The organism is Microbulbifer variabilis, assembly GCF_056232115.1.
Genome location: NZ_CP174325.1, coordinates 2,127,776 through 2,139,976 on the forward strand (window position 1 = coordinate 2,127,776; position 12,201 = coordinate 2,139,976).

Below are 12,201 nucleotides of genomic sequence, written 5' to 3' on the forward strand. Positions count from 1 at the left end.
ACCATGGCTAAGAAGACCATTAAAGTCACCCAGACCAAAAGTATCAACGGACGCCTGAAAAGCCATCAGGCGTGCGTTGCGGGTCTGGGCCTGCGCCGCATCGGCCACACAGTGGAAGTGGAAGATACTCCTTCCGTGCGCGGCATGATCAACAAAGTAAACTACCTGGTTAAGGTTGAGGGGGAATAACATGCGTTTGAATGACTTATCTCCCGCACAAGGCCACAAGCACAGCGCAAAGCGCGTTGGTCGCGGAATAGGTAGTGGGTTGGGTAAGACCGGTGGCCGTGGCCACAAAGGTCAAAAAGCACGTTCCGGCGGTAGTGTTCGTCCAGGCTTCGAAGGCGGTCAGATGCCTTTGCAGAAGCGTCTGCCTAAGTACGGTTTCACCGCTCGTGTTTCTCGCTTCACCGCGGAAGTACGTCTGGCTGAGCTGGCCAAGGTAGAAAGTGACGTAATCGATTTGGCAGCGCTGAAGAATGCCGATATTATCGGCAGCCATATTAAACGCGCCAAAGTGTTCCTCTCAGGTGAACTGACTAAAGCAGTTACTGTAAAGGGTCTGGGAGTGACCAAAGGTGCAAAGGCGGCTATCGAAGCTGCTGGCGGTAAAATAGAAGACTAATCGAGGCGCCAATGGCACGACCAGGATCCGGTGGAAATCCCCTGGGCAACAGCAAGGGATTGGGCGAGCTTTGGGCTCGCCTTCGTTTTCTGTTTCTAGCGATTCTTGTTTATCGACTGGGGACGCATATTCCGGTGCCCGGTATTGATCCGGAAAAGCTGTCAAACCTGTTTAACCAGAACCAGGGGACCATCCTTGGCCTGTTTAACATGTTCTCTGGCGGCGCCCTGGAAAGGATGAGTATTCTGGCGCTGGGCATCATGCCCTACATCTCCGCGTCCATCATCATGCAGTTGATGAGCGCGGTGACTCCCTCTCTGGAAGCGTTGAAGAAGGAAGGGGAGGCCGGAAGGCGCAAGATCAACCAATATACTCGCTACCTCACGGTAGTGCTGGCCCTGATTCAGGGTATTGGTATGACTTTCGGGCTTGCTGGACAGAATCTGGCTTACTCATCTGAGCCTGCGTTTGGTTTTTACTTTGTGGCGGTAACGTCACTGGTGACCGGTGCCGTATTTATGATGTGGCTGGGTGAGCAGATCACCGAGCGCGGTGTTGGCAATGGCATTTCCATGCTGATTTTCGCCGGTATCGTCGCCGGTTTGCCCGGTGCCATCGGTCAGGCGTTTGAACAGGCACGGCAGGGTGAGCTGCATATTCTTATGCTGCTGATCATCGGCGTAATTGCTCTTGCGGTGGTGTTCTTTGTGGTAGTGATGGAGCGCGGTCAGCGTCGAATCACAATTAACCACGCCCGACGCCAGGCTGGTCGCTATTCTGCCGCACCGGCTGCGCAGGCGAGCCACCTGCCCCTGAAGGTGAATATGGCCGGTGTTATTCCGGTGATCTTCGCCAGTAGTATCCTGCTGTTCCCGGCTACGCTGGCGCAGTGGTTTGGTCAGGGCGGGGAAGGTGTTGGTGCTCAGATTCTGCAGTGGATGGCATTGCAGCTGGGGCCAGGGCAGCCGCTGAACATTATTTTGTTCGCACTGCTGATCGGTTTCTTCTGTTTCTTCTACACGGCGTTGATGTTTAACCCGAATGAAGTAGCAGATAACCTGAAAAAGTCCGGTGCTTATGTGCCAGGTATTCGCCCTGGTGAGCAGACAGCCCGCTATATCGATAGCGTGTTGACCCGACTCACCCTGGTAGGTGCCGTGTATATCGCGCTGGTATCCCTGCTGCCGCAGTTCCTGGTAGTTGGGTTTAACGTTCCCTTCTATCTGGGGGGTACCTCACTACTGATCGTTGTAGTCGTAGTGATGGACTTTATGGCGCAGGTACAGTCGCATCTGCTGTCACACCAGTACGAAGGCTTGATGAAAAAAGCGAACCTGCAAAGCTACGGTCGTCGCTAGTGCGTCACCTGCTCGCAGTTTGATTGAATTGAGGTAAGGTCATGAAAGTACGCGCTTCTGTAAAAAAGATCTGCCGTAACTGCAAAATCGTACGTCGCAAAGGCGTTCTGCGGGTAATCTGCAGCGCTGAGCCACGTCACAAGCAGCGTCAAGGCTAAAAAGGGGCCAGCCCCTTCGGGGTGCGTCCATTGGGCGCCCCTGTAAAAGCTGGAAGAATTCGCTGATCGCTACAGCCCCGTATCGATTGGCAACACCTCAAAATTTTTGGGGTGGGGAGGAGGTGGTAAAGCCTTTTTCCAATTGGGGGCGTTGACTGTCGTCCGCAGCCGTTTCGGGAGGCCGAAACGGTCGTGGGCTATTGCAAATTAGTGTCTGAAAAGCTATTCTTGCGCGCCTTTTTGGTGGCGCCGCCGGTTTTTTAGTCGCTGTCAGCGCCGAAATCAAAGTAGAGCCACATACTTATTTATAGCAGTGGCTCCAATACGTGGAGTACGCCTCTATGGCACGTATTGCTGGTGTCAATGTACCAGACCACAAGCACGCCGTGATCTCCCTGACCCACATTTACGGGGTAGGTCTCACTAAGTCAAAGTCTATTTTGGCAGCGGTTGGTATCGCTGAATCCACCAAAATCCGCGACCTGTCTGAAGAGCAGATCGAAACCATCCGCGGTGAAGTTGCAAAACTCACTGTAGAGGGCGACCTGCGCCGTGAAGTATCCATGAACATCAAACGTTTGATGGACCTTGGATGCTACCGCGGTTTGCGTCACCGCCGCAGCCTTCCGCTGCGTGGTCAGCGCACCAAAACCAATGCTCGCACCCGTAAGGGTCCGCGCAAGCCGATTCGCAAGTAAGCCTGATTAAGGCGCGATATCGCGGTTTAACAAGCCCCTTCCCGGTAGTGAACCGAGGGGATTTGATACAGGATTTAGGATACTGGTATGGCTAAGCCAAAAACTACTGTTCGCAAAAAGGTCAAAAAGACCGTTGTTGACGGTATTGCCCACATCCACGCATCGTTTAACAATACGATCGTGACGATCACTGATCGCCAGGGTAATACCCTCAGCTGGGCCACCGCAGGTGGATCCGGCTTCCGTGGCTCAAGAAAGAGCACCCCGTTTGCAGCCCAGGTTGCCGCTGAGCGCGCAGGTACTGCAGCTCAGGAGTACGGCCTGAAAAACCTCGACGTAGAAGTAAAGGGCCCTGGCCCCGGTCGCGAATCCGCTGTTCGCGCACTGAACAACTGCGGCTACAAGATCACCAACATCACCGACGTGACGCCAATCCCGCATAACGGTTGTCGTCCGCCCAAGAAACGTCGCGTGTAAGAGGGGGCTGATAAAATGGCACGTTATATTGGACCAAAATGTAAACTGTCCCGTCGTGAAGGGACTGACCTGCAGCTGAAGAGCGGCGTTCGTCCGCATGACTCTAAGTGTCGCGCAGAATCCAAGCCCGGCCAGCATGGTGCTGGCCGTGGTCGTCTGTCCGATTACGGTATTCAGCTGCGCGAGAAGCAAAAGGTTCGCCGTATCTATGGCGTACTGGAAAAGCAGTTCCGTAACTACTATAAGGAAGCGGCGCGCCTGAAAGGTGCAACTGGTGAGAACCTGCTGCAACTTCTGGAAAAACGCCTGGACAACGTGGTTTACCGCATGGGCTTCGGCTCAACGCGCTCTGAAGCGCGTCAGCTGGTTTCCCACAAGGCGATTCTGGTAAACGGCACAACTGTTAACATTCCTTCTTACCAAATTAAGGAAGGTGATGTAGTTGCTGTACGTGAAAAAGCTAAGAAGCAGCTGCGTATCCAGAATTCCGTTTCCCTCGCTGCCCAGCGTGGCGATGTCGAGTGGGTAGACGTAAACGCGAGCAAACTGGAAGGCACTTTCAAGCGCACTCCAGATCGTGTCGATCTGCCGGCAGAGATCAACGAAAACCTTATCGTGGAACTGTACTCCAAGTAACAATTAGTCCACTTTAAGGAATGCAACTGTAAACAGGTATGGCTATGCAGACTGCTGTCAACGAGTTTTTGACACCGCGTCGTATTGACGTCACCGAGTACAATCCGAATCACGCCAAGGTGATTTTGGAGCCCCTGGAGCGTGGCTTTGGCCACACTCTTGGCAATGCGCTGCGTCGCATCCTGCTGTCCTCCATGCCGGGCTGCGCCGTCACCGAAGTCGAAATCGACGGTGTCGAGCACGAGTACAGCGCGATTGAGGGTGTGCAGGAAGATGTTATTGAAATCCTGCTCAACCTGAAAGAAATCGCGGTTGTTATGCACGGCAAGGATCAGGCGGTATTGAGCCTGAGCAAGAAGGGCCCAGGTGCAGTGACTGCTGGAGATATCCAGGTAGATCACGATATCGAGATTGTGAATCCTGAGCACGTGATCGCCAATATCACTGGTGATGTGGAACTCAACCTGCGTCTCACCGTAGCGCGCGGTCGTGGCTATCAGCCAGCGGACGCTCGTCGTGACGAGGAAGAGGAAAGCCGTGCGATTGGCCGTCTGCAGCTGGATGCTTCATACAGCCCGGTACGTCGTGTTTCCTACAGTGTGGAAAGCGCGCGTGTAGAGCAGCGCACTGACCTGGACAAGCTGGTTCTGGACCTGGAGACCAATGGTACCCTGGACCCGGAAGAGGCAATTCGCCGCGCCGCTACGATTCTGCAGCAGCAGCTTGCAGTTTTTGTAGACCTGGAAGGTGAAAAGGATGCGCAACCGAAAGCTGAAGAGCCCGAAGTTGACCCGGTACTGCTGCGCCCAGTAGACGACCTGGAGCTGACCGTACGTTCGGCCAACTGTCTGAAAGCAGAAAACATTTACTACATCGGTGATCTGATCCAGCGCACCGAAGTTGAGCTGCTGAAGACGCCGAACCTTGGTAAGAAGTCTCTGACAGAAATCAAGGACGTACTCGCTTCCCGTGGTTTATCCCTGGGTATGCGCCTGGAAAACTGGCCGCCGGCCAGTCTGAAAGGCGACAGCAAGTTAAGCCCCCTGTAAGCATTTGGTAGTCGCGGCGGTGCCGCGACTAGTAGAAAGAACCCGAGCGGTGCCACAGCTTAGCGCGACACCGCTCCAGAACGACCTGCTGTGACAGCAACTTAGGTCGTAAGGAATTGAGTCATGCGTCATCGCTATAGTGGCCGTAAATTCAGCCGCACGAGCGCTCACCGCAAGGCCATGTTCAAGAACATGAGCGCCTCTCTGGTGGAGCACGAACTGATCAAAACCACACTGGCCAAAGCCAAAGAACTGCGCCGCGTTGCCGAGCCGCTGATCACTCTGGCTAAGAAAGACAGTGTTGCCAACCGCCGTCTGGCTTTCGCTCGTATCCGTGACAAGGATGCTGTGCGCAAGTTGTTCGACGAGTTGGGTCCTCGTTACGAAGCCCGTCCTGGTGGATATATTCGTATCCTGAAGTGTGGGTTCCGCGCTGGTGACAAAGCACCAATGGCTTATGTTGAGCTGGTAGATCGTCCTCAGGTTGAAGACGAAGCTGCGGAAGCGTAAGCTTGCCAACTAGCCATAGTGCTACGGAAGGCCGGTCATAGACCGGCCTTTTTTATGCGTTTAGAAGGGTTTGTATGTCTTTTGAACAATTACTGAGTAACTTGAACCCCCACATTGTAGCGAGCCTGAGGCGTGCTATTGAGTTGGGTAAATGGCCTAATGGTGTTGTTATTACCCCAGAGCAGCGTAGGCTTTGTGGAGAGGCTGTAGCCAACTGGGAGGCACGGAACCTGCCTAAGGAGCAGCAGGTAGGCTATGTAACTCCGAAGGCCTCAGAAGAACCTTGTGCGGGCAAAAAGGATGATGAGCAGCCATTGAACTGGGTTTAATATCGCACAGATTGAGATCATGGTTTTTGTTTTCAGCAGGCTTTAGAGATATTGGCGCAAATATCTACATCTGGGACGCCCTTTCCATTCATCACTTCAGCTTTCTCTGCTTATATAGTTACCGACATAGAAATATAAAATTTCCAATTTGCTCGGTAACTGATTATGAAAAAACTGATATTGCTTGCCGGCGCAGTAACTCTAGCAGTTGTTGGCATTGATCACTACGATATTGACGTGCAGGCCGGTGTTGCCAAAGTTCGGCAATTTATAACTCCTTTAACCGAAAATAGTGAATTAGCGAAGGATATTGCTGAGCGTATACCGTGGTCACAGCTGGAAAATGCGGAAGTGGAGGAGTTATTGGACCACCCCCGTGTGAAAGCTTACCTGGACCAGGAAAAGGCGAAGAAGGCTTTGCAGAACTATTTTGCAAATCTTGGAAACCTATCCAGTGAGGAGGCCTGGGATACGATAGAACAAGTGGAAAGTGAAAAGCGAGTTACCGGTTACGAGGCGCTGTCCTTAAAGCTCGCCTGGCTGGAAAAAAATAGTATCAACGAAGCTGAGTTCAAGCAGCGCGCGGAAGAGCTGTTTAATATCTACCGTGAGCAGGCCCAATCAGTTATTAGTCACTATGATCCCCATACAGAGGTGCCTGGCTTCTCAACATATAAAGATCTTGAAAGGTCTATTGTTGAAGAAGTGCAGCAAATGACCTCCTTCCCAGATGGAATGAGCAAACATGAGTACCTTCGTAAACGCCTGCAAGAAGCACGGGAAACTGTTTACGGCTCCTAATTAGATCGCAGTGCCGCTAGTAATAAACTAACAGCACTGCTTTCTTTCAGGCTTTACCTACATGAACAAGCCGATCAGGTCGTAAAACCAATTACTATTGTTTTCAAAGTCTGAAACTTTATCCGTTTCGTAGGCGCGAATCATACCCCCACCGTTATGGTTCACAATGTTGTTGAGAAAATCTTTTAACTCCAGTCCATGTTCTGCAATCTCACCATAGTGCAAGTCGATAATGGTAGTGCAATGGCTCTCGTTAAGATTACGGAACATCGGGAAGTAGTAGCCCCAATTACTGGTTTGGTCCAAGAGAGGGATTAGATTCTCATGGGTGTCCTTTTGCCAGCGTTGGCGCAGTTTATTTAAGCGAGAGTTGGCATCTGGATCATTGTAAATATCTTCGTAGAAGCGCTCATAGGAGTATGAAGAAAAATTACCGTCAGCCAGGAAGTGCGTGATACCAAGGCGATCTGTGGGAAATTTATTTGATAATGCACTGTATATCGAAGCCAGCTGATTGCTATCAAACCCAGGAGTAAAGGATTTTATCGCATTAATTGGGTTCTCTTCATTTGGGTCCCCGTCAGTTGTGTAAGTGGTCCAGGAGTGAAGAACTTCGTTATGTAACGGTAACGATGGGTACTCGGTGCTGTTATCACTATCTAAAGGTGCTTTATAAAGCGGGCCGGAGTCATCAATTAAATAACCATAGTCGACATCCATATCCTCGCGAAGTTTTGTATAATTTAACAGAGCCCCTACACTTCCAGCGCTGCATCCAGCAGTCAGCATTTGTTTAGGCTTCTGTAAATTATTTTTTACCCACGAAGTGACAGCCTGGACATTACGTAATCCATTGTGGTGCCAAATTAAATCTGGATTTTGACCGCTGGAATCTTCATAAATCTCTGTTTTATCGCCAACATAAATATCACCGGTACAATAGGGAACATATACTAAATTCCATTCACCAGTCTTGTATTGGTTATAGGGATGGTGGGTGTAGATTAAGGGGGATACGCCGGCAGTCGTCAGGTTATCTAGATTACTGAAATCTAATAAATTTATGTTGCTGAGATAGTCGTCAGGAATGCCATTGGGGTTACGTGCCCCGCGAATGCCCGCCTGCCCTGAACAGCTCTCATAATCCCAGCATGCACCGCCACCCTCAAAATAGAAAACGGTGTTGCTGGTATCGGGCACTCGGTATACGAAGAATTTATAGGGGGAGCCGTTGCCGCACATGGCGCCTGTGTTGGCAGGAACGTCGATTTTTTGCCAGGTGTTGAAATCGCTGGGATCGAAGTCATCGTTAAAGCTGGGATCATCTATTGTTAATGGATACATCCCTTGGGCCTGCTCGGTAGTTACAGGAGCATTAGCACTGGGTGGATTAAATAAATGTTTTAAAGTTGTCCAAAAATTGTAATCTCCGGGCTCTGCTTGAGCATAGGAGGTGATTAGAAATGAGCTGGCAATCAGTGCCGTAATAAAACCACGGAGAATTCTTATCATTATTAATCCCCTTGAGGTAGTTGATATATTCTCTCTGGACCAGGTCGAATTGGGGCGCTAAGTATAGAGGTCGGTAGTGGCCTCTACTCCTGCAAGTCAATTAGAACACTCGTCCAAATCGCTGCTTCGGTAAAACCCAAAGAGGTTAGTTAATATTGATCTTCTGGTCTAGCAGGAGCCGTATAAAAACTTATTGGTCATTAAGGACTGCTTGGTCCAGGCGGATTTATTGAAGATATTTTATTAATGTTTGAAATTTTTTGATTTTGGGTAAGATGTGTTTCTATTGAAACCGGTGATGCTAGAAGTGACAAGCTTTGGTTTTCAAAATAAAGAGGTATGTAAGGAGTGAGAATATTGTTTGCTCTATGCTCTTAGTTCGGAATTCTAAATAAGAAAAAATACTTTCAGAGAGTAAGTAAATCCCTGGTTTCTGTAGCAATCTCCCTTTGTAGTTTTTCCAAACTTTTCTGCTTTTCGCGTAGAATTATTCTCGCGTTTTCCAAGGTAATTACCTGAAAACTAATTTTATCTAACGCGTTTAGTTGACCCAATCTGTGGAGGTCTGCCCGGATGACATGGGCCAGCCGGGGATAACCACCGATAGTTTGTCCCTCTATAAAAGAAATGATGGGTTCACCATTCTCGGGAATTTGGATGCTCCCCGGATATAGACCGGACGAGATCATTTTCCCTGAAGTTTCAGTAAGAGCTTCACGACTAGGATTAATTGAGGGAGATAGGCGTATCCCCATACGGTTACTCTGAGCGGATACCTGAAAAGAGGTCCCGCTGAACTTTTCCATGATTTCCTGGCTAAAACTACCAGCTTCCGGGCCATGTACCACCCTTATTAGGGGGCGTAATTTATAATTGGGTTGAAGTTCACGTTTTAGTTTTGCAGGCCTAGCTGTCCAAGTATCTACGAAGCCAATTCTATCACCATTTTCAATGGCTCTATCATGATGTCCGCCAAAACCACTGATTAAATGGGTTGCAGTACTGCCTAAAATCATAGGGGTCGATATCTTTGCAGAAATACCTATATAAGCACGCATACCGCTGATAAGTTTAGAAAAATTCAGAATATCTCCACGTTTTACCTGGATAACCTTGTAATACTCAATGGCCCTGTTATTTAAAGATGTTTTGAATTGCGCTCCGGTAATGGCTATTGAGACATCACAAGTGAACTCAATAAGGGGACCGGTCAAGGTAATTTCCAGCACAGGGTTATTTAATGGGTTGCCCAGTAACATGTTTGCGAGTTTCATAGAGAGAGGATCTGCGGCCCCCCCAATGGGAATGCCATAGTGCATTAGGCCGGGACGGCCATAGTCCTGGATGCTAGTTTGTAACCCTGCCCGTATAAAGTGCATGCTCATGGATAGCTTTCCTTAGAGTATTTACACTGTACTTGCGGTGCTATGTCATTAAATTCTGACTCACTGATAGAGTAGAATTCGATGGTATCCAAGGGCTGGGCAATAAAGGGGGATGTACTGTAAGGCTGGAAGAGTTTGATAGGCGTTTGCCCAATAATTTGCCAACCACCTGGTGTGGCCTGTGGGTAGATCCCAGTCTGGCCGCCACCGATACCAACGGCACCTGCGGGAATGTGTAAGCGCGGCGCTTCTTTTCGCGGGCAATGTAGCTTGGGGTCCAGTCCACCCAAATATAAAAAACCGGGAGAAAAACCCAGCATATGCACTAAATAAACGGAAGTGCTATGTAGCTCAATAATTTCTTCAGGTGTTAGGCCTGTGTATTCGCTCACAGTAAGCATGTCTGGGGCAAAAGAATTTTCATAGCATACTGGAATGCGGATTACGCAGGGTTCTCTTTCCAGGAAGTGGGAGTTCGTGGCCTTTAAGAATTTTTTGGTCAGAGTTTTCACTTCCCGTGAAAGCGATTCGTCAAGATATAAAAGTGGATCAAAAGTAATAGTCAGGCACTGGTAAGCGGGAATCAGATCGATAACTTTTAGGTCGTCCTGCTTGAGAATGTACTGTCGCAATCCAATTATATATCGACTAAGGAGTTCACTGGGTTCAGCTGAAAAGCGAATATCCAGCGCGCAATCCCCATTTGCAATGATGTCAAACTCGAGTTTTAGGAAACGCGGCTTTTCTTGGGTAGATATCACGAGCCGATACTCAGCCCATGATGGTGTAGATGGTTGATCAGCCTCTGTGCAATATTAACCGCCTGGGGGTTGTCCCCATGTAAACATATTGTATCGACAGAAAATTTAAGGGGTGTGCCATGATAACTTGCAAATTTCTTTCCCTTAGCTAGCGCAACAGCCCGCTCAAGGCATAAATCTACGTTACTCAGTACGGAACCTGGCAGGGAGCGAGGCGCCAGTTTATCTGGAGTTAAATATTGCCGATCCATAAAGCCCTCCCGATAAAATATGCGGCCTTTCTCCTTGGCTATAACTTCCATTGCGCCATTGGCTAAGCCGATAATTTTCAGAGAGGGATATTCTTCATTGAGTAAGGAGGTAATTTTTCGTGCTAGCACTATATCTGCTTCTGCATCGTTATATAGAGCTCCGTGCAGTTTAATATGATCGAGATGCGCTCCTACTTCCTGAGTAAGGCCTTGCAATAGTTCAAGTTGCTCGTATAAAGAGTCGAGCAACTGATTGATGGAAATTTTTATTGATTTGCGCCCAAAATTTTCCCTATCAGGGTAGCTGGGGTGTGCGCCAACTTGTAACTGGTGTTTTCTTGCATTGATAACGGAGAGGCGCATTATCTCTAGGCTTCCCGCGTGCGCGCCACAGGCGATATTACAGCGGGAGATAAAGGGCATAAGTTGAGCATCCTTTTCACAGCTGGCTAGATCAACACCTTCACCTAGATCGCAGTTGATATCAATATGCACAATGCTTGCCTCTTGAAGTCTTAATTGGCGCCGCTTAAACAAATAGGTGCTGTTTTTTTATTTTTTATTATGGGGGCAATGTTTTACTTCAGAGGAAATTTGAACTCCCTTTGATTCGTAACAATCACCCAAGGGTGAGCAAAAGCATGCTTCAACTTCAATATGGTTTCGAAGCATGTCGAGCTTTTCCCAGAGCGGGTCACTTGCAACTGTTCTTTGCAACGTTAAGAATTTTATAGATGCCTGAGCAGGAATGATGGCTTGTTCCAATATCACCGTGTTCAAACCGCTCTGGTTGGCAAGAATACTATCACCTTCTTTTTTAAGTTCACTTATAGCTTCATATAATTTATTTTTTTCCTTGGCGCAGCAGCCGTCTAGAAAAGTATCTAAGTCAGGGTAGGTTTTATTTTGGTATGTGAACTCTAGGTTCTTTAGGATGGCAGGCCCTGCGCCGGCATTATGCAATGCGAAAATTATAGTTGCTTTTTGAGTTGATCCGTCAAAGTTGCCTTGGTCAAATTTAACGACTGGCATCGTCATTACTCTGACCTGTTTATTAGCTGCTTTAGCTTGAAGATAAGTGGCGTAAAAAGAGGCTATAGAAATAAAGATGGCGCATAGTGCAATTATTAAGTTGAGCCTTTCCTTATTAAGATATTTCATAATTATGTGCCTACAAGTCAGTCAGAACTGGAGTGCGCTCTATTTGTTTTCTATAGTGGAAAATCGGCGCCATTTGCTAATAAATATGTTAGCTGTTTTGGTGGTTTTTTACTTTACAGCAAATAATGGCGTGTATAGGTGTTAATCTGTTGGGCAATGATCTACCTCTGCAGACATTTTTTGAGAATTTGATTGATAACAATTTTCAAGTGGAGAGCAAAAATAGGAAGACACAGTAATGTTCCATCTTTCTTTGTTGAGTTTTTCCCATAGCTCAGCGGTTTCCTCTCCACGAGAGACTGCAAGAAGCGTGTATTTGTCCTGTGCTGGAATTATAAATTCCCTTCTCTCTCCAGACCATATGGATCCATTCTTGGAGAGAGAATAGGAGGAATTAGATTTAGCCTCTCTAATTTTCTGTCGCACTATCCTGAATTCTTCTTTGCAGCAGGCCTGTAGAAGCTCAAAGTAATTAGGATAGCTATTGCCA

Annotated in this window: 17 protein-coding genes; 11 read left to right on the forward strand and 6 right to left on the reverse strand. The window is 48.3% G+C overall.

The genetic code is table 11. The annotated features are described in order from the left end of the window. Positions 1–3: 3 nt before the first annotated feature. From rpmD to ACJJI7_RS09360, 11 genes are all read left to right on the forward strand, one after another. Positions 4–189: a 50S ribosomal protein L30 gene (gene rpmD / locus ACJJI7_RS09310; protein WP_020411402.1), complete on the forward strand. Its 186-nt coding sequence runs from the start codon at positions 4–6 to the stop codon at positions 187–189. Between the two features lies 1 nt (position 190). Continuing rightward, on the forward strand, positions 191–625 hold the full coding sequence (rplO, locus tag ACJJI7_RS09315) for a 50S ribosomal protein L15 (RefSeq protein WP_020411403.1): 435 nt from the start codon (positions 191–193) through the stop codon (positions 623–625). Positions 626–636: 11 nt separating this feature from the next. Further along, positions 637–1,983 (forward strand): preprotein translocase subunit SecY, encoded by a 1,347-nt coding sequence (secY, locus tag ACJJI7_RS09320; RefSeq protein WP_020411404.1) that lies wholly within the window; start codon positions 637–639, stop codon positions 1,981–1,983. A gap of 41 nt (positions 1,984–2,024) precedes the next feature. Continuing rightward, positions 2,025–2,141: a 50S ribosomal protein L36 gene (gene rpmJ, locus ACJJI7_RS09325; RefSeq protein WP_010133825.1), complete on the forward strand. Its 117-nt coding sequence runs from the start codon at positions 2,025–2,027 to the stop codon at positions 2,139–2,141. A 341-nt stretch (positions 2,142–2,482) separates the two neighbouring features. Next, positions 2,483–2,839 carry a 30S ribosomal protein S13 gene (gene rpsM / locus ACJJI7_RS09330; protein ID WP_020411405.1) on the forward strand — a complete coding sequence of 119 codons (357 nt, stop codon included), beginning with the start codon at positions 2,483–2,485 and terminating at the stop codon, positions 2,837–2,839. A gap of 87 nt (positions 2,840–2,926) precedes the next feature. Beyond that, positions 2,927–3,316, forward strand: a complete 390-nt coding sequence (gene rpsK / locus ACJJI7_RS09335) for a 30S ribosomal protein S11 (protein ID WP_020411406.1) — start codon at positions 2,927–2,929, stop codon at positions 3,314–3,316. A gap of 15 nt (positions 3,317–3,331) precedes the next feature. Further along, on the forward strand, positions 3,332–3,952 hold the full coding sequence (gene rpsD / locus ACJJI7_RS09340; protein WP_020411407.1) for a 30S ribosomal protein S4: 621 nt from the start codon (positions 3,332–3,334) through the stop codon (positions 3,950–3,952). A gap of 44 nt (positions 3,953–3,996) precedes the next feature. After that, positions 3,997–5,001, forward strand: a complete 1,005-nt coding sequence (locus tag ACJJI7_RS09345; RefSeq protein WP_026304886.1) for a DNA-directed RNA polymerase subunit alpha — start codon at positions 3,997–3,999, stop codon at positions 4,999–5,001. 123 nt (positions 5,002–5,124) lie between these two features. Beyond that, positions 5,125–5,511 carry a 50S ribosomal protein L17 gene (gene rplQ / locus ACJJI7_RS09350; protein WP_020411409.1) on the forward strand — a complete coding sequence of 129 codons (387 nt, stop codon included), beginning with the start codon at positions 5,125–5,127 and terminating at the stop codon, positions 5,509–5,511. Positions 5,512–5,585: 74 nt separating this feature from the next. Further along, positions 5,586–5,840: a YeaC family protein gene (locus tag ACJJI7_RS09355; protein WP_020411410.1), complete on the forward strand. Its 255-nt coding sequence runs from the start codon at positions 5,586–5,588 to the stop codon at positions 5,838–5,840. A gap of 165 nt (positions 5,841–6,005) precedes the next feature. Next, entirely contained in the window at positions 6,006–6,641 is a 636-nt protein-coding gene (locus tag ACJJI7_RS09360) for a hypothetical protein (protein ID WP_020411411.1), read from the forward strand. Positions 6,642–6,698: 57 nt separating this feature from the next. On the opposite strand, the gene ACJJI7_RS09365 is transcribed toward ACJJI7_RS09360, so the two are convergent. The 6 genes from ACJJI7_RS09365 to ACJJI7_RS09390 all read right to left on the reverse strand — a co-directional run bounded on the left by ACJJI7_RS09365 (position 6,699) and on the right by ACJJI7_RS09390 (position 12,137). Continuing rightward, complete coding sequence (locus tag ACJJI7_RS09365; RefSeq protein ID WP_020411412.1) at positions 6,699–8,153, reverse strand: pectin acetylesterase-family hydrolase; 1,455 nt, start codon at positions 8,151–8,153, stop codon at positions 6,699–6,701. A 407-nt stretch (positions 8,154–8,560) separates the two neighbouring features. Next, positions 8,561–9,538 carry a 5-oxoprolinase subunit C family protein gene (locus tag ACJJI7_RS09370; protein ID WP_444902278.1) on the reverse strand — a complete coding sequence of 326 codons (978 nt, stop codon included), beginning with the start codon at positions 9,536–9,538 and terminating at the stop codon, positions 8,561–8,563. Further along, a complete protein-coding gene (pxpB, locus tag ACJJI7_RS09375) occupies positions 9,535–10,299 on the reverse strand; it encodes a 5-oxoprolinase subunit PxpB (RefSeq protein WP_282951740.1) in 765 nt (254 codons plus the stop codon). The genes ACJJI7_RS09370 and pxpB overlap by 4 nt, the downstream gene beginning before the upstream one ends. Beyond that, on the reverse strand, positions 10,296–11,045 hold the full coding sequence (pxpA, locus tag ACJJI7_RS09380) for a 5-oxoprolinase subunit PxpA (RefSeq protein WP_020411415.1): 750 nt from the start codon (positions 11,043–11,045) through the stop codon (positions 10,296–10,298). Before pxpA ends, pxpB begins: the two co-directional genes overlap by 4 nt. A gap of 57 nt (positions 11,046–11,102) precedes the next feature. Further along, complete coding sequence (locus tag ACJJI7_RS09385; protein ID WP_444902277.1) at positions 11,103–11,711, reverse strand: hypothetical protein; 609 nt, start codon at positions 11,709–11,711, stop codon at positions 11,103–11,105. Between the two features lie 141 nt (positions 11,712–11,852). Next, entirely contained in the window at positions 11,853–12,137 is a 285-nt protein-coding gene (locus ACJJI7_RS09390; protein WP_444902276.1) for a hypothetical protein, read from the reverse strand. Between the last annotated feature and the right edge of the window lie 64 nt (positions 12,138–12,201).

Excerpts from the sequence above, each read along its gene's own strand:
- rpmJ (WP_010133825.1), top strand. The coding sequence starts at position 2,025 with ATGAAAGTACGCGCTTCTGTAAAAAAGATCTGCCGTAACTGCAAAATC.
- ACJJI7_RS09355 (WP_020411410.1), top strand. The coding sequence starts at position 5,586 with ATGTCTTTTGAACAATTACTGAGTAACTTGAACCCCCACATTGTAGCG.
- ACJJI7_RS09370 (WP_444902278.1), bottom strand. The coding sequence starts at position 9,538 with ATGAGCATGCACTTTATACGGGCAGGGTTACAAACTAGCATCCAGGAC.
- rpmD (WP_020411402.1), top strand. The coding sequence starts at position 4 with ATGGCTAAGAAGACCATTAAAGTCACCCAGACCAAAAGTATCAACGGA.
- rpsD (WP_020411407.1), top strand. The coding sequence starts at position 3,332 with ATGGCACGTTATATTGGACCAAAATGTAAACTGTCCCGTCGTGAAGGG.
- rplQ (WP_020411409.1), top strand. The coding sequence starts at position 5,125 with ATGCGTCATCGCTATAGTGGCCGTAAATTCAGCCGCACGAGCGCTCAC.
- rpsK (WP_020411406.1), top strand. The coding sequence starts at position 2,927 with ATGGCTAAGCCAAAAACTACTGTTCGCAAAAAGGTCAAAAAGACCGTT.
- rplO (WP_020411403.1), top strand. The coding sequence starts at position 191 with ATGCGTTTGAATGACTTATCTCCCGCACAAGGCCACAAGCACAGCGCA.
- ACJJI7_RS09365 (WP_020411412.1), bottom strand. The coding sequence starts at position 8,153 with ATGATAAGAATTCTCCGTGGTTTTATTACGGCACTGATTGCCAGCTCA.
- ACJJI7_RS09360 (WP_020411411.1), top strand. The coding sequence starts at position 6,006 with ATGAAAAAACTGATATTGCTTGCCGGCGCAGTAACTCTAGCAGTTGTT.
- secY (WP_020411404.1), top strand. The coding sequence starts at position 637 with ATGGCACGACCAGGATCCGGTGGAAATCCCCTGGGCAACAGCAAGGGA.
- ACJJI7_RS09345 (WP_026304886.1), top strand. The coding sequence starts at position 3,997 with ATGCAGACTGCTGTCAACGAGTTTTTGACACCGCGTCGTATTGACGTC.
- ACJJI7_RS09385 (WP_444902277.1), bottom strand. The coding sequence starts at position 11,711 with ATGAAATATCTTAATAAGGAAAGGCTCAACTTAATAATTGCACTATGC.
- rpsM (WP_020411405.1), top strand. The coding sequence starts at position 2,483 with ATGGCACGTATTGCTGGTGTCAATGTACCAGACCACAAGCACGCCGTG.